The organism is Brevundimonas nasdae (genome assembly GCF_019395145.1).
In the GTDB taxonomy this organism is placed as follows: Bacteria; Pseudomonadota; Alphaproteobacteria; order Caulobacterales; family Caulobacteraceae; genus Brevundimonas; species Brevundimonas nasdae.
Map to the genome: position 1 here is coordinate 2,565,258 of NZ_CP080034.1, position 24,121 is coordinate 2,589,378.

The 24,121-nt window shown below is 66.7% G+C and carries 24 protein-coding genes; 14 read left to right on the top strand and 10 right to left on the bottom strand.

Going from position 1 to position 24,121, the window contains the following annotated elements:
- The first annotated feature begins 204 nt into the window (after positions 1-204).
- Positions 205-1,302: an FAD-dependent oxidoreductase gene (locus tag KWG56_RS12475; RefSeq protein ID WP_219355000.1), complete on the top strand. Its 1,098-nt coding sequence runs from the start codon at positions 205-207 to the stop codon at positions 1,300-1,302.
- Positions 1,303-1,389: 87 nt separating this feature from the next.
- Here the strand turns inward: KWG56_RS12475 and KWG56_RS12480 are convergent, their stop codons facing one another.
- Entirely contained in the window at positions 1,390-1,809 is a 420-nt protein-coding gene (locus KWG56_RS12480; RefSeq protein ID WP_219355001.1) for a hypothetical protein, read from the bottom strand.
- 198 nt (positions 1,810-2,007) lie between these two features.
- Here KWG56_RS12480 and KWG56_RS12485 point away from each other — a divergent pair, with 198 nt between their 5' ends.
- Both KWG56_RS12485 and queG read left to right on the top strand, forming a co-directional pair.
- Positions 2,008-2,475 (top strand): hypothetical protein, encoded by a 468-nt coding sequence (locus tag KWG56_RS12485; protein WP_219355002.1) that lies wholly within the window; start codon positions 2,008-2,010, stop codon positions 2,473-2,475.
- Between the two features lie 21 nt (positions 2,476-2,496).
- On the top strand, positions 2,497-3,630 hold the full coding sequence (queG, locus tag KWG56_RS12490) for a tRNA epoxyqueuosine(34) reductase QueG (RefSeq protein WP_373274056.1): 1,134 nt from the start codon (positions 2,497-2,499) through the stop codon (positions 3,628-3,630).
- On the opposite strand, the gene bamJ is transcribed toward queG, so the two are convergent.
- Positions 3,631-4,161 carry a BamJ family beta-barrel-assembly machinery protein gene (gene bamJ, locus KWG56_RS12495; protein WP_219355003.1) on the bottom strand — a complete coding sequence of 177 codons (531 nt, stop codon included), beginning with the start codon at positions 4,159-4,161 and terminating at the stop codon, positions 3,631-3,633. It abuts the gene before it with no gap.
- Positions 4,142-5,344, bottom strand: coding sequence for a threonine ammonia-lyase (locus KWG56_RS12500; protein ID WP_219355004.1), 1,203 nt, complete (start codon positions 5,342-5,344; stop codon positions 4,142-4,144). The genes bamJ and KWG56_RS12500 overlap by 20 nt, the downstream gene beginning before the upstream one ends.
- 197 nt (positions 5,345-5,541) lie before the next feature.
- Between KWG56_RS12500 and KWG56_RS12505 the strand changes: the two genes are divergently transcribed.
- Positions 5,542-6,039, top strand: a complete 498-nt coding sequence (locus tag KWG56_RS12505; RefSeq protein WP_219355005.1) for a hypothetical protein — start codon at positions 5,542-5,544, stop codon at positions 6,037-6,039.
- A 138-nt stretch (positions 6,040-6,177) separates the two neighbouring features.
- Positions 6,178-6,372, top strand: coding sequence for a hypothetical protein (locus KWG56_RS12510; protein WP_219355006.1), 195 nt, complete (start codon positions 6,178-6,180; stop codon positions 6,370-6,372).
- Between the two features lie 48 nt (positions 6,373-6,420).
- On the opposite strand, the gene KWG56_RS12515 is transcribed toward KWG56_RS12510, so the two are convergent.
- From KWG56_RS12515 to rplU, 3 genes are all read right to left on the bottom strand, one after another.
- Positions 6,421-6,954, bottom strand: a complete 534-nt coding sequence (locus KWG56_RS12515) for a GNAT family N-acetyltransferase (protein ID WP_201099943.1) — start codon at positions 6,952-6,954, stop codon at positions 6,421-6,423.
- A gap of 167 nt (positions 6,955-7,121) precedes the next feature.
- A complete protein-coding gene (gene rpmA / locus KWG56_RS12520) occupies positions 7,122-7,409 on the bottom strand; it encodes a 50S ribosomal protein L27 (RefSeq protein ID WP_201099942.1) in 288 nt (95 codons plus the stop codon).
- Between the two features lie 92 nt (positions 7,410-7,501).
- A complete protein-coding gene (rplU, locus tag KWG56_RS12525; protein ID WP_219355007.1) occupies positions 7,502-8,011 on the bottom strand; it encodes a 50S ribosomal protein L21 in 510 nt (169 codons plus the stop codon).
- A gap of 248 nt (positions 8,012-8,259) precedes the next feature.
- Here rplU and KWG56_RS12530 point away from each other — a divergent pair, with 248 nt between their 5' ends.
- Together KWG56_RS12530 and KWG56_RS12535 are read left to right on the top strand one after the other, a co-directional pair.
- Positions 8,260-8,916 (top strand): hypothetical protein, encoded by a 657-nt coding sequence (locus KWG56_RS12530; protein ID WP_219355008.1) that lies wholly within the window; start codon positions 8,260-8,262, stop codon positions 8,914-8,916.
- 81 nt (positions 8,917-8,997) lie between these two features.
- The gene (locus tag KWG56_RS12535; RefSeq protein ID WP_219355009.1) at positions 8,998-9,981 is read left to right on the top strand and encodes a cation diffusion facilitator family transporter; all 984 of its coding nucleotides are present in this window, start codon (positions 8,998-9,000) and stop codon (positions 9,979-9,981) included.
- A 202-nt stretch (positions 9,982-10,183) separates the two neighbouring features.
- Here KWG56_RS12535 and KWG56_RS12540 read toward each other — a convergent pair whose 3' ends face one another.
- The gene (locus KWG56_RS12540; protein WP_219355010.1) at positions 10,184-11,041 is read right to left on the bottom strand and encodes a glutamate racemase; all 858 of its coding nucleotides are present in this window, start codon (positions 11,039-11,041) and stop codon (positions 10,184-10,186) included.
- Positions 11,042-11,183: 142 nt separating this feature from the next.
- Between KWG56_RS12540 and KWG56_RS12545 the strand changes: the two genes are divergently transcribed.
- Both KWG56_RS12545 and KWG56_RS12550 read left to right on the top strand, forming a co-directional pair.
- Positions 11,184-13,367, top strand: coding sequence for a M3 family metallopeptidase (locus tag KWG56_RS12545; protein ID WP_219355011.1), 2,184 nt, complete (start codon positions 11,184-11,186; stop codon positions 13,365-13,367).
- 131 nt (positions 13,368-13,498) lie between these two features.
- Positions 13,499-14,464 carry a magnesium and cobalt transport protein CorA gene (locus KWG56_RS12550; RefSeq protein WP_201099936.1) on the top strand — a complete coding sequence of 322 codons (966 nt, stop codon included), beginning with the start codon at positions 13,499-13,501 and terminating at the stop codon, positions 14,462-14,464.
- 166 nt (positions 14,465-14,630) lie between these two features.
- On the opposite strand, the gene ppc is transcribed toward KWG56_RS12550, so the two are convergent.
- Positions 14,631-17,330 carry a phosphoenolpyruvate carboxylase gene (gene ppc, locus KWG56_RS12555; protein ID WP_244999506.1) on the bottom strand — a complete coding sequence of 900 codons (2,700 nt, stop codon included), beginning with the start codon at positions 17,328-17,330 and terminating at the stop codon, positions 14,631-14,633.
- 184 nt (positions 17,331-17,514) lie between these two features.
- Here ppc and KWG56_RS12560 point away from each other — a divergent pair, with 184 nt between their 5' ends.
- Positions 17,515-18,705: a divergent polysaccharide deacetylase family protein gene (locus tag KWG56_RS12560; protein ID WP_219355013.1), complete on the top strand. Its 1,191-nt coding sequence runs from the start codon at positions 17,515-17,517 to the stop codon at positions 18,703-18,705.
- Positions 18,706-18,710: 5 nt separating this feature from the next.
- Positions 18,711-19,187 carry an RNA pyrophosphohydrolase gene (locus tag KWG56_RS12565; protein ID WP_201099934.1) on the top strand — a complete coding sequence of 159 codons (477 nt, stop codon included), beginning with the start codon at positions 18,711-18,713 and terminating at the stop codon, positions 19,185-19,187.
- 51 nt (positions 19,188-19,238) lie between these two features.
- Here KWG56_RS12565 and KWG56_RS12570 read toward each other — a convergent pair whose 3' ends face one another.
- Positions 19,239-19,712 carry an Hsp20 family protein gene (locus tag KWG56_RS12570; RefSeq protein WP_201099933.1) on the bottom strand — a complete coding sequence of 158 codons (474 nt, stop codon included), beginning with the start codon at positions 19,710-19,712 and terminating at the stop codon, positions 19,239-19,241.
- A gap of 272 nt (positions 19,713-19,984) precedes the next feature.
- Here KWG56_RS12570 and KWG56_RS12575 point away from each other — a divergent pair, with 272 nt between their 5' ends.
- The 3 genes from KWG56_RS12575 to KWG56_RS12585 all read left to right on the top strand — a co-directional run bounded on the left by KWG56_RS12575 (position 19,985) and on the right by KWG56_RS12585 (position 22,881).
- Positions 19,985-20,797: a class I SAM-dependent methyltransferase gene (locus KWG56_RS12575; protein ID WP_219355014.1), complete on the top strand. Its 813-nt coding sequence runs from the start codon at positions 19,985-19,987 to the stop codon at positions 20,795-20,797.
- 108 nt (positions 20,798-20,905) lie between these two features.
- Complete coding sequence (locus KWG56_RS12580; protein WP_201099931.1) at positions 20,906-21,829, top strand: class I SAM-dependent methyltransferase; 924 nt, start codon at positions 20,906-20,908, stop codon at positions 21,827-21,829.
- The gene (locus KWG56_RS12585; RefSeq protein ID WP_201099930.1) at positions 21,826-22,881 is read left to right on the top strand and encodes an alpha/beta fold hydrolase; all 1,056 of its coding nucleotides are present in this window, start codon (positions 21,826-21,828) and stop codon (positions 22,879-22,881) included. The genes KWG56_RS12580 and KWG56_RS12585 overlap by 4 nt, the downstream gene beginning before the upstream one ends.
- A gap of 11 nt (positions 22,882-22,892) precedes the next feature.
- Here the strand turns inward: KWG56_RS12585 and KWG56_RS12590 are convergent, their stop codons facing one another.
- Positions 22,893-24,116 (bottom strand): S41 family peptidase, encoded by a 1,224-nt coding sequence (locus KWG56_RS12590; RefSeq protein WP_219355015.1) that lies wholly within the window; start codon positions 24,114-24,116, stop codon positions 22,893-22,895.
- Positions 24,117-24,121 lie beyond the last annotated feature (5 nt).

Below are 24,121 nucleotides of genomic sequence, written 5' to 3' on the forward strand. Positions count from 1 at the left end.
CCGCCGGATTGTTTCGTCGCCGTGCCTGCTGTACTTTGGCCGTGACGCGAAAATGACCGCCTGTTCTTCGGGCCGTCGCACGCATCCCGGCCCGTGCCGCTGCACGGCTTGGCCAGCGTCTCCCGAATCAACCGCCTGACAACAGGCAGCCTTCTGACGTGCGCGCCCGCTTGCGTGGTCGTCAGAGGGGCACAGGAGCGCGACGTGCCTAAATCCATCACCATCATCGGCGCCGGTCTCGGCGGCCTCATCCTCGCCCGTGTTCTGCATCTGCACGGGATCGCATCCACCATTCATGAAGCCGAAGCCTCGGCGGACGCCCGCACCCAGGGCGGCCTGCTCGACATGCACGAACACAGCGGCCAGATCGCCCTGAAGGCGGCGGGTCTGTTCGACACCTTCCTGAGCCTTGTCCGGCCGGGCGAAGACGCCAAACGCATCGTCGACGCCACGGGCCGCATCCTGTTTGACAAGCCCGGCAGCCACAGGGGCGAACGGCCCGAGATCGACCGCGGCGACCTGCGCCGGATGCTGATCCAGTCCCTGCCGGCCGAGACGATCCAGTGGGGCCGCAAGCTGGTCGCGGTCACGCCATTGGGCGAAGGCCGCCACGCCCTGCGCTTCGCCGACGGCGCGACCGCCGCATCGGATCTGCTGGTCGGGGCGGACGGGGCCTGGTCCAAGGTTCGCCCCCTGCTGTCCGCCGCCGCGCCCGCCTATACCGGCACATCCTTTGTCGAGACGACGGTTCTGGATGGCGACGCCCGCCTGCCCGCCAGCGCCGAGATGATCGGTCTGGGCACCCTGATGGCGGTCATGCCGGGCCAAGGCATTCTGTCGCACCGCTATGCCGACGGAACCCTGCGGACCTATGCCGCGCTGAACCGGCCGGAGGCCTGGTTCGCCGATCCGAGCCTGATCGCAGAGGCCTTCACCGGCTGGGCGCCGCCCTTGATCGACCTGATCACCCACAGCGACGTGGAGCCGATCCTGCGCCCCATCCATGCGCTTCCCGTCGATCACAGCTGGAAGCGCACGCCCGGCGTCACCCTGGTCGGCGACGCGGCCCATCTGATGTCGCCTTTCGCCGGTGAGGGCGCCAACCTGGCCCTGCTGGACGGGGCCGAGTTGGCCCAGGCCATCGCCGCCTCGCCAGACGATATGGAGGCGGGGCTGACGGCCTATGAGCAAAGGCTGTTTCCGCGCAGCCGCCAGGTCGCCGACCTTACCGCGCGCAATCACGAACGCTTCTTCGGCGCCGAGGCGCCGCGCAGCGTCGTCGCCCTGTTCAACGGACTCTGAACCAACCTGTGATCGGTTTGGGCGGGGCGTCTTCACGCCGCGGCATGACGCCCCGCCCTGACTGGCCTGCCCTGACTGGCCTGCCGCTCAGAGGCCCGCTGCGTCGTGGGTCACCTTGCCGGTGAACTCGCAGGCGGCGCCGTGGAAATAGGTGCAGCCGTTCTTTTCCTGCAGCGACAGTTCGTAGGGCGCCGTGAATCGCAGTTCGATTTCGCAAACGCGCGGCGTCGGCGCATCCGGCTCGGCCACGCGCAGAACCCCTCTGCGGCCTGTCAGGACGACCTCGCCGTCGATGCCGCCCCCGCACCCGCCCACGTCTCCGCGCATCGGCGTCATGGTCGACAGCGAAACCGCATAACGCGTCCCGTTGATCCGCTTCAGGTCCGCCGTCAGTTCGCGGCCGGGCGTCTGGCTTGAGTAATGGCCTTCCAGTTCGTCAAAGGCCTGAGACAGAACCGGACCGGACGCCGCCAGCATCGCCCCTGCGAAAATCATCGTCCTGAGCATGAGCCACTCTCTTTTTGCCCCTTGGGGCGGTTGATCCGATGGAAACGATGACCCAGCCGCGAAAGCCGGGCAAGCGTCGCCGTTTCGCACCCTGCGCCGGGTCCTGCGCGCCATTTCGTGCTGCAGAAAACGGAGGGTTGCGATTTATTGAACAATGATCATAAAATCTGATCGTCGCAAGTGGTCATGGGTTTTGAAATGAAAACGACAGTCATCACCGTCTCCCGCATCAAGTACCTGCTGCTGCTGGCCATGAGCCTGGTGTTCGTCGTCGGCCCCTTTGCAAGCGGCATGGACGTGGATGACGTGGTGCTCCAGCTTTGCACCGGACTGTTCGGATTGTGCGCCGCCGCCTTCGCCTGGGTGATCATCCACCCCATGCGCCTTCATATGAACGGCGAGGGCTTCAGGGTTGAGGGAGGCTTCGTCCGTAGGCCGAAACTGGTGCGGTGGGGTGAAGTCGACAGCTTCTTCGTCTTCCAACCCCCGCGCAGCGGCAGGATCGTCGGCTATAATTTCAAGCCTGACAGCAGGCACGTCACGAGCATGACCAAGGTCAACCGGGCGTTCGGGGCGGATGCGGGACTGCCGCGGGGCTGGTCCAAATCGCCCGATGCGGTGGCCGCCGAACTCAACGCCTATCGAGAGCGCGCCACCCGATCCTGACACCCCGACGGCGGCAAATCCGTGCTACAGGCCGCCGCCGTGACCGAACGCCTGAAAACCTTCATCCGCCAGCGGGCGACCGAACTGGGCTTTGACATCTGCCGCTTCGCCTCGGCGGCCGACGCCTGGCCTGCGGGCGAGCGGCTGCGCCATTTTGTCGATGAAGGCCGTCACGGCGAAATGGAGTGGATGGAGACGACGCTGGAACGGCGCCAGCACCCCACCGCCATGTGGAACGAGGCCAAAACCGCCATCGTCCTGGGCATGAACTATGGTCCCGAGGACGATCCCCTGCCGCAGCTTGCCGACCGTTCGGCGGGCTATATTTCGGTCTATGCGCGCGGCGACGACTATCACGAGGTCATCAAGGGGCGGCTGAAGCAGCTGGCCGGTCAGATTGCGGCCCGCAACGGCAAGGACATCAAGGTCTTCGTCGACACCGCCCCTCTGATGGAGAAGCCGCTGGCCCAGCGCGCCGGTCTGGGATGGCAGGGCAAACACACCAATCTGCTCAGCCGCACCCACGGCAACTGGCTGTTCCTGGGCACGATACTGACGGCGGCGGAGATCGCGCCTGACGAACCGGAGACCGAGCACTGCGGGCGCTGCACCGCCTGTCTGGACGCCTGCCCGACCAAGGCCTTTCCCGCCCCGTTTCAGTTGGATGCGCGGCGTTGCCTGTCCTATCTGACCATCGAGTTCGGCGATCCCTGGCCGGTCGAGTTCCGGCGCGCCGCCGGATCGCGCATCTATGGCTGCGACGACTGTCTGGGGGTCTGTCCGTGGAACAAGTTCGCGCAGGAAGCCCGCGAGATCCGGCTGATGCCGCGCGACGCCTTTGAAAGCCCGCGCCTGGCCGACCTGCTGGCGCTGGACGACGCCGCCTTCCGCGCCCTGTTCACCAAGAGCCCGGTCAAGCGGATCGGCCGCGACCGGTTTCTGAGGAACGTCCTCTATGCGGTGGGCAATTCGGGCGATGCGGCCCTGATCGCCCCGACGCGCAGCCTGCTGGACGACGCCTCGCCGCTGGTGCGGGGCGCCGCCGTCTGGGCCCTGTCGCAGTTGTTGGCGCCCGCCGATTTCGCCGCCCTGCGCGATGCGGCGAACGAAGCCGATCCGGCGGTTCAGGCTGAGTGGGCGCTCGACGCCGCCTGATCAGCCCATAGCCGTTCCGGCGCTGCCGCCGCCCGGCACACGCGCCACGTCCAGCAGCTTGATGCGGAAGATCAGCACCGAGTTGGCCGGGATCGCCCGACCCTGGCCGCGCGCGCCATAGCCCAGTTCCGGCGGCACATAGAGCAGCCATTCGTCGCCGACGCGCATCTTCTGCAGCGCCTCGGTCCAGCCGGGCACGACCGTCTCCGGCGTGAAGATGGCGGGCGCGCCGCGCGCAAACGAACTGTCGAAGACGGTGTTGTCGATCAGCTTGCCCTCGTAATCGACCTTGACCAGGTCGTTGCGGTCAGGGCTTTCGCCGTCGGCCGGTCCCGACTGGACGACCTTGTACTGCAGGCCGCTGGGCAGGGTCTGGACGCCTTCCTCCTTGGCGTTCTTGGCCATGAAGGCGGCGGCTTCGGCCTTGCCCGCTTCGGTGTCCACCGGCGCAGCCTCGCGACCGCAGCCCGCCAGCAGCAGTACGCTCACAAGGCCGGCAGCCAGCGCCGTCTTACCCCATCCGAAGTTCATACCCACGTTCCTTCAAGGCCTCGCCGATTTCGTCAGCGTGGGCGCTATCGCGCGTTTCGACCATGATGTCGAACTCGGCGCCCTTGGCCGGAACATCCAGGGCCAGACGGTTGTGGACCACATCGATGATGTTGCCGCCCAGGCCGCCGATCACCGCCGCCATGGCCGACAGCATCCCCGGACGGTCATCGCCCAGGATGCGGTAAACCAGCAATCTCCGTTCACGGACCATCTCGCGGTTCAGCACCACGGCCAGCATCCGGGCGTCGATGTTGCCGCCGGTCAATTCGATGCCGACCTTCATCCCTTTGAAGGCCTCAGGGTTGGCCAGCATGGCGGCCAGACCGCCCGCGCCCGCGCCCTCGCACACCGTCTTCTCCATGGTGGCCATATAGGAGACGCCGCGTTCGAAATCGGCCTCCTCGCAGACGAAGACCTCGTCGATCAGGTCGTTGGCCAGACCGAAGGGAATGTCGCCCACCGCCTTGATGGCGATGCCCTCGGCGATGGTCTGGCCGGTGCAGACCGGCGGCAGGCCCGCGCGCTTGGCGGTGAATGAGGGATAGCGCGCCGCCTCGACCCCGAACACCTTGATCCCCGGCTTCATCGCCTTGGCCGCAATGGCCGTGCCTGCGATCAGGCCCCCGCCGCCGATTGGCACGATCAGGGCATCGATCTCGGGCGCATCCTCCAGGAACTCGATGCCGCAGACGCCCTGGCCCGCCACGATGCCTTCGTCGTCGAAGGCCGAGACGAAGACATAGCCCTTCTCGGCCTCTAGCCGTTTGGCCTCCTCGGTCGAGCCGGTGAAGTCCAGGCCGTGGATCACCACGGTCGCCCCGTGCGAGCGGGTGCCGTTGATCTTGGCGAAGGGGGTGCCCTCCGGCATCACGATGGTGACCGGAACCCCCAGCCGTCCGCCGTGATAGGCCAGGGCCTGGGCGTGATTGCCGGCGGACGCCGCCACCACGCCGCGTTTGCGCTCATCCGGGGTCAGCAGCAGCAGTCGGTTCAGCGCGCCGCGCTCCTTGAAGCTGCCGGTGAAATGCAGGTTGTCGAACTTCACCCAGACATCGGCACCGGTCAGTTGCGACAGCTTCCTGGAATAGCGCGTCGGCGTGTGGTCGACCTGACCCATGATTCGGGCGCGGGCGGCCTGGATATCTTCAAAACTGACACTCATGGGGGCGTTTCCATCGCACAATCGGCCGGGGAGCCGACGATTTTCTTTCGCCTGTTTCGCGCTTTGGCGGCTTGGGGTCCAGAGGTTCCGCACATGGCGATGGAACTCCAACTCCGCCTCATGCGATAGTGATCCAGCCGTCCCCCACGGCCAAGTTTCCAAAGGGAACAGCCCCCTTAGTCTCTGGAGGAGAGCCTATGTCGATCCGTCCCCTCGTTGCGCTGGCTGCAGCCGCCGCCGCCCTCGCCGCCTGCGCGCCCACGCCCGCCCCCATCGGCGCCGTGCCCGGCGCCTTCCAGGGGGACGATTTCGCCTGGTCGCAGCGCGGCGGTCAGGCGGCCATCGAGGGCCGCGTCACCTATACCCAGGACGGCAAGGCCTACGCCTGCGTCGCCTCTGCGGGGCTGACGCCCGACACCCCCTACACCCGCGCCCGCTTCCGCACCCTGTACGGTTCGACCGAACGCGCCGCCCTTCCGGCCGCCGTGGTTCGCGCGCGCGACGCCGGTGAAGCCGGGGCGGACTACCGCGCCTATGTGCGGTCCGAGCGGTGCGACAATGGGCGGTTCCGTTTTTCCGGCCTGCCGGACGGCGGCTGGTTCCTGATTGTGCCGGTGACGGCGGGCGAAGCGCCGGTCGTCCTGATGCGCCATGTCGACACGCGCGGCGGCCGTGTCGTAAACGTCACCCTATAATCCGCTGTGGGCGGACAAAAGCGTGGCCTTAGGGTCACGCCTGAACCGCCCACAAACCCACAATAACAGCGATCGCCATTATGTCGCCCCAACCGGCGGCTGATTGCGGCGCTTCTGCGACAGTCAGGGGAGGCGTTCTTGTCCCGACACAACATCACCGGTTCCGAAGCATTCAAACGCGGTCCTTCGATCGCGGTCCGTCGGTATCGCCCGGGCGGCATGCGCCGCAAGCGCGCCCGGACGACCATGACCTTCATCGTCCTGGGCGTGCTGGCGGTTCTGGCCCTGATCGTCGCCGCCGTCGCCGCCCTGACGCCCGCCGCCGCAGTCTGAACCACAGACGCGGGCGTTGAGGCCAAGCCTTGAGGGGCGTGACAGCCCCTAGGCGATCCAGACCATCATGCGGGTGTCCGCCTGGGCGCGGCGGGCCTGGCTCCAGGCCTTGCGGGTTTCGCCCGTGTACAGGAAGCCCGCCTTCTCCAGCACGCGTCCCGACGCCGGGTTGTCAGCGAAGTGGCCCGCCACCATCGCCCGGCGCTTCCACTTGCGGCTGGCCCAGACCAGGGCGCCGTCCAGGGCTTCGGTGGCGAAGCCCCGCCCCCAATACTCCCGACCGATCCAGTAGCCCGTCTCAGGCACGCGGTCGTCGCCCTCGAACATGCCGATGACGCCGACGGGCCCCAGGTCCTCGTGCTCGATGATGAAGGTGTTGGCCCGCGCCGGATCCTGAGCCGCAACCTGCAGCACGAAGTCGTCGGCGTCGCGCACACCGAACGGATGCGGCATCCGCTGGGTCATGCGGGCGATGTCGATGTCATTGGCCAGGGCCGCGATGCGGGGGGCGTCCTGGGGCGCCGGGGCACGCAGGATCAGACGCCGCGTCTCAACGACGGGAGAGGTTTCGATAACGCACATAGACTTCGCCTCACTGTCGGTGTCCGTCTCCTTGGAGGGCTCGGGCGGACTTCGAGGCGGGTAAACGCAAACGGGGAGCCTGGTGATCCAGACTCCCCGCGGAATATTTTCCCTGGTCCGGATCGGCTGCTTGGAGAGCAACGCGATCCGGTGAATTCCAGACTGCGTTACTCGGCGGCGAGCGCCTGTGCGGCGTCGTCGTTCGCCGCGAGAATCGATACGTAACAACGGCCGCCACGTTTGGTCGTGAACTTCACGGCGCCGTGGGTCAGGGCGAACAGGGTGTGGTCACGGCCCATGCCGATGTTCTCACCCGGGTGGAAGGTGGTGCCGCGCTGACGCACGATGATGTTGCCAGCCAGCACGCGCTCGCCGCCGAACTTCTTTACGCCCAGGCGTTTCGACTCGGAGTCGCGACCGTTACGCGACGAACCACCGGATTTCTTGTGAGCCATTTGATCGCTCCGTTCCTATGGCCGGGCCCCGAAGGGCTCAGCGCAGTTCTTGTTCTAACACCTGGGCGCCGCTTCGGGCGCCGCAGAAATTCTTAAGCTTCGTCGCCTGCGGCTTCAGCCTTGGGCGCAGCCTTCTTCTTGGCCGGCGCCTTCTTGGCGGGAGCGGCTTCGACTTCGGCTTCGGCGGCGACCGGCTCAGCGGCTCCGCGGACGGCCAGGTTACGAGCACGCAGGTTGATCTCAGCCTTGGTCGTCAGTTCGACCTTGCCGTCCCACTTGGCGGTCTCGCCGGCGCCTTCGATGCCGGTGATGCGCAGGACCGATTCCAGCTGGCGGTGGCCGTTCGTACGGCGGTAGCCCTGGCGACGGGTCTTCTTGAAGATCTTGATCTTCTCACCCTTGCGGGTTTCGATCAGGGTCGCGCCGACGATGGCGCCGTCGATCAGCGGGGCGCCCAGGGTCACGCCCTTTTCGCCGCCCAGCATCAGGACGTTGTCGAACTGCAGCTCTGCGCCGGCTTCGCCGTCGAGCTTTTCGACGACAATGGTGTCGCCCGGTTGGACCCGGTACTGCTTGCCGCCGGTCTTGATCACCGCGTACATGTTGAAGCCTCAGCGCAAACGCAAAAAAGAATGCGCCCGCTGGGAAACCCCGGCGGGCGAAGAGCGGCGACATATACGGATGGGCGCTTGAGAGTCAACGCCGAACCCGGCCAAAAATCAGCCCACGCCGCATTTCGTCACCCTGAAGCGGCCCGAAAACATATCCGCCGCCCTATATGCGGGCTGGCCGCAGAAAATTCGCCCCGCCCCGCTCGACCGTTACACAGTAACAGGTTATAGAGCCCCTCATGTCCCCGGCCTCCCCCGACTCCGTGCTTCTCTCCCTACTGGGGGGCGGATTCGTTGCGGCCTTTCTTCATGCGGCCCTGCCGACCCACTGGTTGCCCTTCGTTCTGGTCGGACGCGCCCAGCGCTGGGGAACCGGACGCACCCTAAGCGCCGTCGTCGCCGCAGGACTGGCCCATATCGTCACCACCGCCGTCGTCGGCGGATTGATCGTGGCGGCGGGGCTGGCGCTGGATCAGTGGATCAGCGGCCTGTTGCCCCATCTGTCGGCGGTGCTGCTGTTTCTGTTCGGTGCCTTCTATCTGGCCCGCGCCATGTTGAAGCGCCCGGTGACGGCGGGCGGCCCGGCGCTGGACAGTCCCGAACCTGCAGTGTCGAACCGCGCCGCCTTCCTGGGCCTGGTCATGCTGATGGCCCTGTCGCCGGGCGAGGTGCTGCTGCCCATCTATCTGTCCTCGGCGTCGGAAGGGATTGCGGCGCTCAGCCTGCTGACCGTCGTCTTCGCACTGGGCACCGTGGCGGGCATGGCGGTCTTCACCTCCCTGGCCAGTGCTGGCGCCTCGATCCTGCGACTGGAGCGCTGGGCGCGGTATGAGGGGGCGGTTCTGGGTCTGGCCCTGATCACCCTGGGTCTGATCGTGGCCACGCACCAACACTAACGGACAGCATTATATGATAACATTCAATGCGTTATAATATAGCCCATTGGCGTTTTCACTGATGGGCGTATAGGCGAATTCATGAACGCCGCCCACACCCACGATCACGACCATGCAGGCCATGACCATGATCATGGCGGCCACGGGCACGGCCATCATGGGCACAGCCACGGGCCGGGCGGCCACAACCACGGCCCGGTGGACACTGGCGACTGGCGCTATGCCGTGGCCCTGGTCATCAACCTGGCTTTCGTGGTGTGCGAGTTCGGGGCGGGCTTCGCCGTCAACTCGACCGCTCTTCTGGCCGACGCCGGCCATAATCTGACCGACGTGCTGGGTCTGGCCATGGCGGGCGGCGCGGCCCTGCTGGCGCGATTGGGCGGACACGGCATCGCTGGCGGGCGGCGCACCTATGGTCTGGGCAAGGCCACAGTTCTGGCGGCGCTGGGCAATGCGCTGCTGCTGATCTTCGCCTGCGGCGCCATCGTCTTCGAGGCTGTCCGTCGGTTCAATGATCCGGCGCCGATCCATTCGACCACCATCATGATCGTGGCGGGCATAGGCTTCGTCATCAACCTGGGCACCGCCCTGCTGTTCATCAAATCCCAGCACGACCTGAATGCGCGCGGCGCCTATCTGCACATGATGGCCGACGCCGGGGTGTCGCTGGGCGTGGTGCTGGCGGGCGGGCTGATGATGCTGACCGGCTGGTCCATCGTCGATCCCATCGTCAGCCTGATCATCGTCGCCGCGATCATGTGGTCGACCTGGGGCCTGCTGAAGGATTCCGTAAATCTGGCGGTGGACGGCGCCCCGGCCCAGGTCGATGTCGCCAAGCTGGAGACAGCGTTGAAGACCCTGCCCGGCGTGACGGCGGTGCACGACCTGCACGTCTGGGCCCTGTCGACCACCGAGACGGCCCTGACCGCCCATCTGGTGCATGAGCGGGACGATGCGTCGGCCCTGCTGAGAGAGGCCCAGACCCTGGCCAAGGCGCGCTTCGCCATCGGCCACACCACGCTTCAGCTTGAGACAGAAGCCCAGCCGGATTGCCCGAACTGCTGAGCCCAGGTTCAATCAACATTCAGGCCCAAACCGTCATTCCGGGGCGTCCGAAGGGTCAACCCGGAACCCAGGAGACTCGCATCAAGCATTTGATGCGTTCAGCAGCGCGTCTCTGGCCCTGGACCTGGCCCTGGCTTCCGGGTTCTTCGCTTCGCTCAGCCCCGGAATGACGACTTAAGAGATCAAGTCCGTTGGGTAACGCCTACGCCTGTTCGAACGTGACCGGCGCGCCCCAGAACTGGGCGACCAGTTCGGACTGCGGTCCCGCCTGGCCCGTGGTCAGAAAGTCGCGACGGCCGCTGTCGCCCAGATCATATTCCGGGTGATGGGCGAAATACCGCTCCAGCGCGTCAGCCACGGCCGTCGGCTGTTCGATCAGCACGGTTCCCGCAGGCAGGGCCTGGGCGAACAGTTCGGAGATGATCTCATAGTGGGTGCAGCCCAGGATGGCCTTGTCCGGGTGACGACCGATGCGGCGGCGCAGGGCGTCGACGTGATCGTCCACCACCACCTTCAGCTCCTCCGGCGGCGCGCCCAGTTCGATCAGGCCCGCCAGACCGGGGCAGGGCTCGGAGAAGACGGCGATGTCTTCGCGACGCTTGTCGATCTCGATCTCATAGACGCGGCTGATCGCGGTAGCGGCGGTGCAGAAGACGCCGGTGATGTCGATGGAGGCGACCTTTTCGCCCTCCTGCGGGCGTTCAGCCTCGAAACTCCAGGGCTTGCCGGTCGCCGCCTCGATGGTCGGCACGATGATGCCCAGAATATTGACCGGGCGTCCCAGACGCGCGCGCAGCTCGGGCAGCCAGGACTGTTGCAGACGACGCAGGGCGATGGCGCTGGCGGTGTTGCACGCCAGGACGACGATCGAGGCCCCGGCCTCGAACAGCCGTTCGCAGCCCGCCTTGGTCAGTTGGACGATGTCCTCGCCGCCGCGCCCGCCGTAGGGGGCGTGGGCCTGATCGGCCAGATAGACGAAGTCGCGCGCCGGGAAGCGCCGCGTCAGTTCACGGTGAACGGTCAGGCCGCCCACGCCGGAGTCGAAAACACCAATAGCCATGCGCCGGGCTTTAGACCTGTCGGACGCCTGTCTCAATGGCGCCCCTTGGGGAATGCGCGACGATTAATTACATCACGCCCCTGTGACGGATCGATCACATGGGTCTAGGGTCCGTCCAAATGATCCCCCAAAGGAACAACCGATGCAAAGACGACAGCTCCTTCTCGGCAGCGCAGGCCTGATGGTCATGGCCGGCGCCCCAACAGCCTTCGCCCAGAACCGCGCGGCCGCCGCCCCCTCGGCCGCCAGCATCGCAGCCGAGGCCCGGGCCGCCCGCGCCGTGCTGCCGACCCAGCGCCCTCGCGCCGAGTTGCTGCAGCCCTGGACCGGTTCGTATGACGGCGTGCCGCCGTTCGACAAGGTGACCCCGGCCAAGCTGCGCGAAGCCATGCTGGAAGGCATAGAGCTGCAACGCGCCGACATCGCCGCCATCGCCAATAACCGCGCCGCCCCCACCTTCGCCAACACCATCGCGGCGATGGAGCTGGCGGGCGAACCGCTGGACCGCGCCAGCAACATCTATGGGGTGATGACCTCCAACATCGGCGGCGAGGCCTATGACGCCGTCGACACCGAACTGTCGCCGCTGCTGTCAGCCGCCTCGGACGAAATCACCTTCAACGAGAAGCTGTTCCAGCGCATCAAGACCGTCGCCGACAACGCCGATGCAGCGGGCCTGAGCGCCCAGCAGAAACGCCTGGCCGAGCGCAAACGCGACGCCTTCATCCGCTCGGGCGCCAATCTGGACGCCGCAGGCAAGGCCGAGCTGGGCCGCATCAACACCGCCCTGTCCAACGCCTTCACCCGCTTCGGCCAGAAGGTCGTCGCCGACGAGAACGCCTGGACGGTGATCGCGAACGAAGCCGGTCTGGCGGGCCTGCCGGAGTCCAACAAGGCCGCCGCCGCCTCCGCCGCCCGCAGCCGCAACCTCCAGGGCTGGGCCATCCTGAACACCCGTTCGGCGGTTGATCCGTTCCTGACCTTCGCCGACGACCGCGCCCTGCGTGAGCAGGTCTGGAAGAAGTTCGTCAATCGCGGCGACAACGGCGACGCCAACGACACCAAGTCGACCATCGCCGAGATCGTGGCCCTGCGCGACCAGCGCGCCAAGCTGCTGGGTTATCGCAACCACGCCGAACTGCGCATGCAGGACACGATGGCCAAGACCCCGGCTGCGGCCGAGAGCCTGATGAACCGCGTCTGGGCCCCGGCCAAGGCCCGCGTCGCCGAGGAGGTCGCCGACATGAAGGCGATCGCCGGTTTCGACATCGAACCGTGGGACTACCTCTACTTCGCCGAGAAGGTCCGCAAGGCCAAGTACGACCTGGATCAGAACGAACTGAAGCCCTATTTCGAACTGAACGCGGTGCGCGCCGGCTCCTTCGCCATGGCCGAACGCCTGTATGGCTTCGAGTTCAAGAAATTGCCCAAGGGCACGGTCCCGACCTTCGAGCCGGACGTCGAGGTCTATGAGGTCCACGACAAGACGCGCGGCGGCCGCCTGATCGGCCTGTACTACACCGACGACTACGCCCGTGCGGGCAAGCGTTCGGGCGCCTGGATGACCACCTACCGCTCCTTCTCGCAGTTGGACGGCTCCAAGATCATCCTGGGTTCGAACAACAACAACTTCACCAAGCCCGAGCCGGGTCAGCCCGTCCTGATCTCGCTGGACGATGCCGAGACCCTGTTCCACGAATTCGGCCACACCCTGCACTACTTCTCGTCGGTGGTGACCTATCCGTCGTTCGGCAACACGCCGCGCGACTTCGTGGAATATCCGTCGCAGGTGCATGAGCACTGGGTGCTGAGCCGTCCGATCCTGGACGGCTATCTGAAGCACTACCAGACGGGCCAGGCCATGCCGCAGTCGCTGGTGGACAAGATCGAGGCGTCCAACACCTTCAACCAGGGCTACGCCACGGTCAGCTACCTGTCCTCGGCCATCGTCGACATGGACCTGCACACCCAGGCCACGCCGCCGACCGACATCGCCGCCTTCGAGAAGGAAAGCCTGGCGCGCATCGGCATGCCCAAGGAGATCGTGATGCGGCACCGCCTGCCGCAGTTCAATCACCTGTTCACGTCGGACGCCTATTCGGCGGGCTATTACAGCTATCTGTGGTCCGAGACGATGGACGCCGACACCTGGGCCTATTTCGAAGAGTCGGGCGACGTGTTCAATCCGGACATCGCCAGCCGCTTCCGCTCGATCATGCTGGCGCCGGGCAACACCACCGACCGCGCCGAGGCCTACCGCGCCTTCCGCGGCCGCGACCCCGACGTGGCGGCCCTGCTGAAGGTCCGGGGCTTCCCGGTTTCCTGAAGCAGGCGATCGAGCCCATGAGGCTCATCGACTGAAACGACGAACGGCCGATGGAGCGATCCGTCGGCCGTTTCGTTTGGCGGCGACCTGTCCTAAGTCTGACGGCGGGAAACTGCTGTGAGACCGCCTGCATGTCCGTCGTCGCCTCCTACGTCTACAAGGATGGAAAGCGCCTGCGAGAGGCGCCGCTGACGCAGGCGGGACTGAGGCTGAAGCCGGGCGAGTTCGTTTGGATCGGCCTGCACGACCCCACCGATGAAGAGTTCGACGTCCTGGTCCAACGCTATCGACTGCACCCGCTGGCGGTCGAGGACGCCCTGGCCGCGCACCAGATGCCCAAGGTCGAGGTCTATGGCCGCGAACTGTTCGTCGTCGCCCGCACAGCCGCGCGGATCGACGAACGGATCGCCTATGGCGAGACCCATATCTTCGTAGGCGACGACCACGTCATCAGCATCCGCCACGGCTCGTCGCGCGCCCACAAGACCCTGCGCGCCCAGCTTGAGGCCTCGCCCGACGAGTTGAAGCGGGGGCCGGACTTCGTGCTGCACGGCATTCTGGACTTCATCGTCGACGCCTACGCCCCCATCGTCGACGAGTCCGAGGATGCGGTTCTGGAGATGGAGCAGAAGACGCTGGACGCCTTCCTGTCGCGCGTCGAGATCCGCCGCCTGTTCACCCTGCGTCGCGAACTGCTGAAGTTCCGCCGGATCATGGGGCCGATGGAGGAGGTGACGCGGCGGCTGCAGTCGCTGGACCTGCCCTGCATCGACGCCGACGTCCGTCCCTATTTCCGTGATGTCAGCGACCATGTGCAGCGGGTGAACAGCCGCCTGGGCGGCCTGAACGACATCCTGTCGTCCGTGTTCGAAGTCGCCAACCTGCTGGAGCAGCAGCGACAGGGCGGCATCACCCGCAAGCTGGCCTCCTGGGCCGCGCTTCTGGCCGTGCCGACGGCCATCGCCGGCATCTACGGCATGAATTTCGAGTTCATGCCGGAGTTGCACTGGCGTTACGGCTACTATGGCGCGATCGCCCTGATGGCGGCGATCTGCACGGGCCTGTTCATCACCTTCAAGAAGACGAAGTGGCTGTAACTACAATCGGCCGTCATTCCGGGGCTGAGCGTAGCGAGGAACCCGGAACCCAGGACCGCAATCACAGCGCGTGAAGCATTCGCCGCCTGACGCAAGCCTCCTGGGTTCCGGCTTCGCCCTTCGGACGCCCCGGAATGACGGCGTTGGGACTGTTGATCGAAAGCCCTCAGCCGCTGTTGCGCAGGCCTGCCGCCACGCCGTTGATGGCCAGCAGGATGCCTTCACGAACGCGAGGATCTTCGTCCCCCGCGCGGCGGCGGCGGATCAGTTCGATCTGGACGTGGTTCAGCGGCTCGACATAGGGCATCCGCAGGCGGATCAGACGATCCAGCTCGGGCTGGCCGCCCAGCAGGGTGTCATGGCCGTTGATGGCCAGGATGGCGTCATGAGTGCGCTGCCATTCCTCGCGGATCTCGCCATAGATGCGGGCCGCCAGCGAGGCGTCGCCCACCAGGGTCGAATAGCGCCGCGCGATGGTCATGTCCGACTTGGCCATGACCATCTCCATGTTCTGGACCAGTGTCTTGAAGAAGGGCCAGGCCTCGGCCATCGCCTTCAACTCGGCCATGTCGTGACCCTGAACCGCCGATCCGAACCCGTACCAGCCCGGCAGCATCACCCGGCTCTGCGACCAGCTGAACACCCAGGGAATGGCGCGCAGGTCTTCGATCCGCGTCGAGGCCGTCCGCGACGACGGGCGCGAGCCGATCTTAAGGTCGGCGATCTCTGCAATGGGGGTGGCGGCGCGGTAATAGTCGACGAAGCCGTCCGTCTCATAGACCAGCTTGCGATAGGCGGCCATCGACCGGGCCGACAGGTCCGACAGGGTCGCGCCGTGGTCGGCGGTGAAGGCGTGATCCTGGCTCTGGCCCAATGACGCCAGCACGGCGCCGCAGGTCAGGGCGTCCAGATTGCGCAGCGCGATCTCCGGCTCGCCATATTTGTTGGCGATCACTTCACCCTGTTCGGTGGTGCGGATACGCCCCTGAACCGTGCCTTCCGGCTGGGCCAGAACACCGGCGAAGGACGAGCCGCCGCCGCGCCCGACCGTGCCGCCGCGGCCGTGGAACAGCTGCAGCTTCAGATCATGCGCCTGGGTGACCTCCACCAGGGCGCGCGACGCCTCGTGCAACTCCCAGCCCGAAGTCAGGTAGGAGCCGTCCTTGTTGGAGTCCGAATAGCCGATCATCACCTCCTGCACCCCGCGCGCCTTGGCGACGGCCAGGGCCGACGGCTCCTGCAGCAGCCGCTCCAGCGTGGGGCGTGAGGCGCGAAGGTCTTCGATCGTCTCGAACAGGGGGGCGGCCTGGATGGGACAAGCGCCGGGGTCTTCGGCCCGGTACAGCCCGACTTCCTTCAGCAGCAGATAGACCTCCAGCAGGTCCGACGCCGCATCCGTCTTGGACACGATATGGGTGCGGATCGCCTGAGGTCCGAAGGCGGCCAGGGCGCGGGCCGAGGCCTGCAGGATGGCGCGCTCCTTCAGGGTTTCGGGCTGGTATTGGGCGTATTCGCTGAACAGCTGGCGCGGCGAGGCCAGTTCGGCGGCCAGCACCTTCAACCGGCTTTCCTCGTCCAGGGCGCTGTAGTCGTCGCAGACGCCCGCCACCTTCAGCAGATCGCCCACGACCCTTTCGTGCACGTCCGAGTTCTGGCGCAGATCCAGCGTGGCCATGTGGAAGCCGAACACCTCGACCGCCGTGATCAGATCGGTCAGACGGTCGTCGGCGAATACGCCGCCGTGCTGGGCGATCAGGCTGTCGTGCAGCACCTTCAGGTCCGTCTCGAAGGCGTCGGGACCAGGATAGGCCTCGGCGACGACCAGCGGACGGCGAGGCGGCGGCGATCCGCCCAGCTTTTCATAGGTGGCGGCCAGACGCGCATAGATGCCGGTCAGGGCGCGGCGATAGGGCTCGTCCGCGCGATGCGGCGACGGGTCATGGGCGGCGTCGGCCAGGGCCTGCAGTGCGGGCGACACCTCCGCCAGTTCGGCCGCCAGGCTCAGCTCGGCGCCCAGGGTATGAACCTCATCCAAGTAGAAGTTCAGCACGGCCCGCGACTGGGTGCGGAAGGCGTCGCCTTGCACCACTGCATCCACGTTCGGATTGCCGTCGCGGTCGCCGCCGACCCAGCTGCCGACCCGCATGAAGGGCTTGAGGTCCGGCGCATCCAGCAGGCGCCGCCACGCCGACAACTGCTTGGGCGCGACGTGCAGGAAGATGCGGTCCAGGAAGGAGACCACCGTCTCGATCTCGTCCTGCACCACCAGCCCCTGGGTCCGCACCAGACGCGTGGCCCACAGAATGACGATCTGGCGGCGCAGCGGCTCGGTGATCGAGCCGGGCGTGCAGGCCGCGCCCGCCTTGTCGCAGGCGTCCAACAGGTCGCTGATGGCGGCGATGCGGTCGATCACGCTCTTGCGGCGCACCTCGGACGGGTGGGCGGTCAGGACCGGCGACACCAGGGCCTCACGCAGCAGGTTGGTCACCGCCGCCTTGTCCACGCCCTGATCGGCCAGACGCTTCAAGGCGCCCTCTGGCGTATCGGCGCGGGCGCCCGCCTCGGTCTGGTCGCGCGCGCGGCGGCGGCTGGCCCGATCCTCGGCGATGTTGGCCAGAAGCGAGAACAGGGCGAAGCTGTGCGCTAGTCCCGCCGCCTGATCCACCGACATGGCCGTCAGCAGCTTCTCCAGCCGCTTGGCCGGATGGGACGCAGGGTCGCGGTGATAGGCGATGGAGGCCTGACGCACCGCCTCGACGTGTTCGTAAAGCGCCTCACCGCCCTCTTTTCGGATCACTTCGCCCAGAACGCCGCCCAACAGACGGACTTCGTCGCGCAGGGCGTCGTCGGCGGCGGGGCTCATCATTGCTTTAATCCAAGGCTTTAGCGGGGAGATGCGCATGTGAAGTATGCGAAACCGCCTCGTCAACGCACGATCCATGTCAGAGGGCAAAACTTACGGTCATGGTGAATCACCCGTTAGGGTTTGTTAACCGCGTCAGCGCAATCATGAGGGCGAAGGATTTCGTCTTCGGTCCCGGCACGATTCAATGTTCGCCAAACGCCAGTCCGTTCTTGCAGCCGCCGCCGGCGCCCCGCCGCGCGCCCGGGCGAAGCTGAACCTGAAACCCGTCGCCGCCGCCTTGAAGAAGCCGCCGGTGATCGCGGGTCTGGCGGGTGTCTTTCTGCTGACGACCAGCGCGCTTTTCCTGACCGTGCTGGGCGATCCCCGGGCCGGAACCCCCTCGGCGCGGATCGCCCTGCAGCGCGACGCCGCCCCGGAGGCAGCGCCCCCCACCGGATTTGAAGCGTTTTCGATGGGCGCCATGGCCCTGTATCAGGACCTGGGCGACGCGGGCGATCCATCCGGCGCGGCGGGCGGCGAGGCCGTGATCACCCTGCCCGACGGCGCCACCGTCGCGGGCGGCGCCAGCTATTCCGCACCCGTCCACGCCGCGTCGCCCCTGATCAAGGCGCCCATCGCCGGTCTGTCGCAGCAGGGGCCGAACGGCGCCCTGCCCGTCATCGCCCCCGATGGACGTGTCCCGGCCCAAGCCTACGCCCGCCCATTCCGCCCGAACGGCAAGCCGCGCGTGGCCCTGATCGTCGGCGGCCTGGGCCTGAACGCCGTCACCACCCGCGCCGCCATCGAACGCCTGCCGGCGGAGGTGACGCTGAGCTTCGTCCCCTATGCCGAGAACCTGCAGTCGTGGATCGACCAGGCGCGGGCCCAGGGTCACGAGGTGATGCTGGAAATGCCGATGGAGCCGACAGGCTATCCCAACAACGACCCCGGCCCCTACACCCTCTTGGCCAACAGCACGCCCGATGATGTCCAGGCCAAGATGGACTGGCTGCTTGGCCGCGCCACCGGCTATTTCGGCGTGACCAACTATCTGGGCGACCAGTTCGTGGCCTCCGACACGGCGTCCGGCGCCTATCTGTCCTATCTGCGCCAGCGCGGCGTGGCCTTCGTCGACGACGGAACCTTCCAGCGCCGCCCCGGCGCCTCGGCGCGCGCCAGCGCCGACCGCATCATCGACCAGACCCAGTCGCCCGCCGCAATCATCGCCGCCCTGAACAGTCTGGAGGCCCAGGCCAAGGTTCGGGGCTCGGCCCTGGGGACCGGCTTCTCCTATCCGGTGACGGTCGAGGCCGCCGCCCGCTGGACCGCCGGGCTTGAGCAGCGCGGCCTGCAACTGGCCCCCGCCTCGGCCATGACGCTGCGCCCCGGCCGCTGACGCTTATGACGGATCTAAGCCTCTATCGCCCCAATGTCGGGGTCGTGCTGTTCAATCGCGACGGCCTGGTCTGGTACGGCCAGCGCCACGCCACGCCCGGCCCGCATAACCAGCAGTTCCCCCAAGGCGGGGTGGATGAGGGCGAGGACCTGCAGGCTGCAGCCCTGCGCGAACTGCGCGAAGAAACCGGCGTCACCTCGGTGGAGTTCCTGGCCCGCACAGACGACTGGGTGCTGTACGATTTTCCGCCCGAGGCGATGAACAACGCCAAGGCCTGGCGCGGCTTCAAGGGTCAGAAGCAGCAGTGGTTCGCCTTCCGCTTCACCGGCGAGGACAGCGAGATCGACCTGACGCTGGACAAGGACATCGAATTCGACGCCTGGCGCTGGGGCCCTCTGTCCGAGGCCTGCGACCTGATCGTGCCGTTCAAACGCCCGGCCTATGAGCAGGTGGTCGCCGCCTTCAGCCGGTTCGCGGCATAGAAAAAGGGCGGCGCGAACGCCGCCCTTTCAGACGTCTGGCCTAAAAGCCGTTTAGGCGGCCTTGGCCTTCTTCTCGATCTTGCCTTCGATCACCGAAGACCCGGCGCCGATCTCGACGCGGCGGGGCTTGAGCGCCTCAGGCAGTTCGCGCTTCAGCGAGATGGACAGCAGGCCGTTCACCAGATCGGCGTCCTGCACGATCACATAGTCGGCCAACTGGAAGCGACGCTCGAAATCACGCTCGGCCAGACCGCGGTGCAGATAGGTCTTCTGCGTCGCCGCATCGTCGTTGGCGGTCTTTCGGCCGGTGACGGTCAGCAGATTTTCCTTCACCTCGATGTTCAACTCGTCTGCGGTGAAGCCCGCGACGGCGATCTCAATGCGATAGGCGTTCTCGCCCGTGGTCTCGATATTATAGGGGGGATAGCCGCTGTCGGACTGGGTGGCCGCATTCTTGAGCTGGTTGGCCAGACGGTCGAAACCGACGGCGGTGCGGTACAGCGGGGTGAAATCATAGGTACGCATCAGCATCCTCCTGAGGATCAGCAAGGTTGGTCCGCCCGGCGGTTTGCCCGGACGGCTGGGGTTCAGCCCGACAGCCCGAAATCGGCGCCGCCAGTCTGGAGAGCCCGGGATCGGCGCTCTCAGGACTTCAGATGGGAAGGCCCGCCGAGGCGTCAAGGGTCTGCCGCAAAGGGATGTGAGACTGCGTCAAAGCGCCCAGCGTCGCGGTATCTTCATTTGCGCTGACGCCAAGCCCGCCTAAGAAAGCCCACCGCCTTACGGAGACGTTGTTGATGCGCGCCGCCCTATCTCTGTCGATCCTGGCGCTGGCTGCGGCGTCTGCCCCCGCCCTGGCCCAGACGCCGACCCAGCAGACCGACGCCCCGTGGACGCCGCCGCGCTCGGCCCTGTCCTCGGCCATCCCGACCTTCGAGGAGGACGCCGCCCTGCAGGCCGCCATCGCCTCGGACGCGCGCGCCGCCGCCGACCGCGCCCGCGACATCTATCGCCATCCCTATGAGTCCCTGACCTTCTGGGGCCTGACGCCGCGCATGACGGTGGTTGAGATCGAACCGGGCGGCGCCAGCTGGTGGCGGCACATCCTTGAACCCTATGCGGCGGCGACCAGCGGACGTTATGTCGGCGTGGATAAACCCCTGGAGAGCATGGGCGTCACCGACGGATCGGCGGACTTCATCCTGGTGGCCCGCGCTTTCCACAACTGGGCGCGCAGCGACCGGACCCAGCCCTATCTGCAGGCCTTCTTCAGGGCGTTGAAGCCGGGCGGCGTCCTGGCCATCGAACAGCACCGCAGCGCCGAGGGCCTGAACGTCGCCGACGTCGCCGCCACCGGCTATGTCCCCGAAAGCTATGTCATCCACGAAGCCCGCAACGCCGGTTTCGTGCTGGAGGCCCGCAGCGAGCTGAACGCCAATCCCAAGGATGACCACGACCATCCGTTCGGGGTCTGGACCCTGCCGCCGGTGCGCCAGTCCGCTGTCAGAAACGATCCCAACGGACGCACCCTGACGGCCGAGGAACGCGCCGCCTATGACGCCATAGGCGAGAGCGACCGCATGACTTTGCGGTTCCGCAAACCGGAATGAGCGGGTGCGACTCCATGCAGGTTTTGACGCTGGCGGCGAACGTGACTAAGCCGTTCCGACCGAAGTGTCAGTCGGGCCTGGGGGGCCGACGCTCTGCGCGGGTGTCTGATGCATGATTTTCCTGGGGCCGTCGCCGGCCCGTCACGCCGTTTTCTGCTGACCGGGGCCGCCGCCCTGGGTTTGATCGGCGCATCGGGCTGTAATCGCCGCAAGGAAGCCAAGACCGAGACATCGGCCGCCCCGGCGGCGCCGTCCGGCCCGTCCGAAGGCTCGCTGGAGTGGGCGGTCGCCGGTCCTTGGCGTCAGGCCAGCGACAAGGCGCGCGACCAGTACCGGCATCCGATGGAGACGCTGCGTTTCTTCGGCCTGCAGCCCCGCATGACGGTGGTCGAGTTCTGGCCCGGCAGCGGCTGGTACACCGACATCATCGCCCCCTATCTGGCCAAGGGCGGCGGGACCTATGTGGCGGCCCTGTTCCCTGAAGGCCCCACGGCCGATCCAGCCCAGGCTGCGCTGAACGCCGCCTTCCAGTCGCGCTTCTCCGCCGACAAGAAGCTGTACGGCACGCCCCAGTTCACCACCTTCGGCGCCGCCTCCGGCCCCGTCGCGCCCGCAGGGACTGCAGACCTGTGCCTGTTCCTGCGCACCATCCATGGCTGGATGGCGGCGGGGGTTGCGGAGAAGGCCTTCTCGGACGCCTTTGCGGCCCTTCGTCCCGGCGGCGTCCTGGGCATCGAACAGCACCGCCTGGCCCCGGAAGGCGATCAGGACCCCGTCGCCGCCAACGGCTATGTTCAGGAAGCCTTCGTGCGCCAACTGGCGGAGGAAGCCGGGTTCGTCTTCGTTGAAGGCTCTGAAATCAACGCCAATGAAACCGACACCAAGGATCACCCGTTTGGGGTCGATACGCTGCCGCCGACGCGCCTGACCGCGCCTCGGGGTCAACCCGCAAACCCCGAGTTCGACCGGTCGAAATATGAGACGATCGGCGAAAGCGACCGCATGACACTGAAGTTCAGGAAGCCCGAGTGAATCGCGCCCAAGCCTTTGCCGCCAACGCGCCCCTGATGGGCGTGCCCGGCGCCTCCTCTCCGCCTGGCGGCAAGGGTGACTGGTTCCGCGGCGCCGGGGGAATGCGGCTGCGCGCCGCCCTGTGGCGCCCGTCCCTGCCCAAGGGTGAAGCGCCGCGCGGCACCGTCGTGGTCAGTCCGGGCCGGACCGAACCGATCGAGAAATATTTCGAGTTCATCGGCAATCTTCAGGCGCGCGGCTGGTGCGTCCTGACCCATGACTGGCGCGGACAGGGCCTGTCGGCCCGCCTGCTGCCCGACCGTCTGAAGGGCCACGCCCGTGCGGTCGAAGAGTTTCTGGACGACTACAACCGCCTGCTGAACGCCTTTGAGGACCAGTGCCCCAAGCCCTGGATCATGGTCGGCCATTCGATGGGCGCGTGCCTGAACCTGCTGACGCTGGAAAGCGGCGAGCAGCGGTTCGCGGGCGCGGTCCTGTCCAGCCCCATGCTGCGCATCAAGACCGGCAAACGGTCGATGTGGTCGGTGAAACTGGCCGTGCGCTGGGCCATCCGCAACGGCAATGCAGGCGACTATCTGCTGGGCGACCCGGATGATCCGTTCGACCACACCTTCGCCGAAGACGCCCTGACCTCGGACGAGCGGCGCTATGAGATGTGGCGCCAGCAGCTCTACGCCTGCCCGCACCTGGGCATCGGCGGCCCGACCTACGGCTGGCTGGCCTTCGCCATCGACGCGGGCGAGCGGGCGCTGAAGCCCAAGGCGCTGAAGTCGGTGCATATTCCCGTGGCCATCGTTCAGGCGGACGCCGACGACGTCGTCTGGAAACAGACCGCCCGCTGGGCCGCGCGCCGACTGGGACGCGGCCGCTATGTGGAGATCCACGGCGCCAAGCACGAGGTCATCATGGAGGCCGACGACATGCGCGGCGTCTTCCTGCGCGAGTTCGACGCCATGGCCGACATGGTCGCACCTGTGGTCGACCCCAGCCTGACCGCCGACCCGTCCGCCCGCACCGAGGACGTGACGGAACTGGCCGCGCCGGTCGCCTGACGACGGGCGGCCTAGCCGATCAGCCCCGCCAGAGTGCGCCGCCCCGCCGCCAGAATGTCCTGACCGTCCGGCACGGCCACATCCGGCTGCATCAGCCAGCGGGGCTGACGGTTCACGTCATAGACCGGCTCAGCTGAATACTGGGCCCGGAGGCCGGTCCGGTCGAGCACGATGGGAAAGACCGCCGCGCCCAGCCCCATCATCGGGGTTCCCACGACGGTCGCCCGCCCGATGCCGCGCATCCCCATGGGGAAGCCCTCGGCCATGCTGGCGCTCCAGTGATCGGCCAGGACCACCACCGGCCGCGTGTAGGTGAAGGGGCCGCGCGGATCGACCGTCTCAGTCCAGTATCCGCTTAAGCCCTGACCTTCGCGACGACGCATCAGGGCGTAGGGTTTGGTCTCGGTGATGAACCGCCCCATGATCGGGCGCGCCACAGCCGTGTCGCCGCCGCCGTTATTGCGGACGTCCAGAATCAAACCCGGCGCATCGCCCAGTTCGGCAAGCGCCTGATCGAAACTCTCGGTCACGGCGTCATCGGCGAAACTACGGATGATGATATAGCCCGCCCCGTCCTCAAGCCTGCGCCATTCCACATTGGGTTTTGGCGTTGCAGGCCGGATGGGAATGACAATTTCGCGCGCCGTTTCACCCCCGCGTGCGATCAGATAACGCCTGGGCTGCCCACGAACACCCGCCACAGCGCGCCCCAAGGCGAAGGCCGTCGCCGCCGGGTCGGGCGAGGTCAGGCATTTCGGCGTCCATGTCTGGATCAGGGGCGCAAGCGACTGGCCATCCACGGCAAGGATCAGGTCGCCAAAGCGCAGATCTGCTTCCGCCGCCGCCGTATCTTCAAGGATGGCCTTGATCTGGGCGCGATCATTCTGTTCGTCCACGACGATATCGGAGATCGCCCCGCGCTGGGCGCCCGCCGGGGCCTCGGCTGGGGACGTATGCGGGTCATAGAGTTCCGCCATCACCTGCCCGACGACCGCAGCAAAGCCATCCCGCGAGTCCGCCTGCACCGCCATGGGACGATACATTGTCCGCACACGATCCCAATCCGTGCGCTTCTCGGAAAAGAAGCAGTAGCGATCGCGCAGCGTCGTCCAAAGCTCGTCGAAATCTCCTGCGAAGGTGACGTCTCGATCAGGCTCAACCGCCCATGCCGCGCCGCCCATCGTCGATCCGACCGCAGCCGCAAGGCCCGCGCGCAGCAACAGACGCCGATCCATGCCCC

Coding starts and splice junctions, on each gene's coding strand:
- KWG56_RS12480 (WP_219355001.1), bottom strand. CDS start 1,809: ATGCTCAGGACGATGATTTTCGCAGGGGCGATGCTGGCGGCGTCCGGT.
- KWG56_RS12485 (WP_219355002.1), top strand. CDS start 2,008: ATGAAAACGACAGTCATCACCGTCTCCCGCATCAAGTACCTGCTGCTG.
- bamJ (WP_219355003.1), bottom strand. CDS start 4,161: ATGAACTTCGGATGGGGTAAGACGGCGCTGGCTGCCGGCCTTGTGAGC.
- KWG56_RS12500 (WP_219355004.1), bottom strand. CDS start 5,344: ATGAGTGTCAGTTTTGAAGATATCCAGGCCGCCCGCGCCCGAATCATG.
- KWG56_RS12505 (WP_219355005.1), top strand. CDS start 5,542: ATGTCGATCCGTCCCCTCGTTGCGCTGGCTGCAGCCGCCGCCGCCCTC.
- KWG56_RS12515 (WP_201099943.1), bottom strand. CDS start 6,954: ATGTGCGTTATCGAAACCTCTCCCGTCGTTGAGACGCGGCGTCTGATC.
- rpmA (WP_201099942.1), bottom strand. CDS start 7,409: ATGGCTCACAAGAAATCCGGTGGTTCGTCGCGTAACGGTCGCGACTCC.
- rplU (WP_219355007.1), bottom strand. CDS start 8,011: ATGTACGCGGTGATCAAGACCGGCGGCAAGCAGTACCGGGTCCAACCG.
- KWG56_RS12530 (WP_219355008.1), top strand. CDS start 8,260: ATGTCCCCGGCCTCCCCCGACTCCGTGCTTCTCTCCCTACTGGGGGGC.
- KWG56_RS12535 (WP_219355009.1), top strand. CDS start 8,998: ATGAACGCCGCCCACACCCACGATCACGACCATGCAGGCCATGACCAT.
- KWG56_RS12540 (WP_219355010.1), bottom strand. CDS start 11,041: ATGGCTATTGGTGTTTTCGACTCCGGCGTGGGCGGCCTGACCGTTCAC.
- KWG56_RS12545 (WP_219355011.1), top strand. CDS start 11,184: ATGCAAAGACGACAGCTCCTTCTCGGCAGCGCAGGCCTGATGGTCATG.
- KWG56_RS12550 (WP_201099936.1), top strand. CDS start 13,499: ATGTCCGTCGTCGCCTCCTACGTCTACAAGGATGGAAAGCGCCTGCGA.
- ppc (WP_244999506.1), bottom strand. CDS start 17,330: ATGATGAGCCCCGCCGCCGACGACGCCCTGCGCGACGAAGTCCGTCTG.
- KWG56_RS12560 (WP_219355013.1), top strand. CDS start 17,515: ATGTTCGCCAAACGCCAGTCCGTTCTTGCAGCCGCCGCCGGCGCCCCG.
- KWG56_RS12565 (WP_201099934.1), top strand. CDS start 18,711: ATGACGGATCTAAGCCTCTATCGCCCCAATGTCGGGGTCGTGCTGTTC.
- KWG56_RS12570 (WP_201099933.1), bottom strand. CDS start 19,712: ATGCGTACCTATGATTTCACCCCGCTGTACCGCACCGCCGTCGGTTTC.
- KWG56_RS12575 (WP_219355014.1), top strand. CDS start 19,985: ATGCGCGCCGCCCTATCTCTGTCGATCCTGGCGCTGGCTGCGGCGTCT.
- KWG56_RS12580 (WP_201099931.1), top strand. CDS start 20,906: ATGCATGATTTTCCTGGGGCCGTCGCCGGCCCGTCACGCCGTTTTCTG.
- KWG56_RS12590 (WP_219355015.1), bottom strand. CDS start 24,116: ATGGATCGGCGTCTGTTGCTGCGCGCGGGCCTTGCGGCTGCGGTCGGA.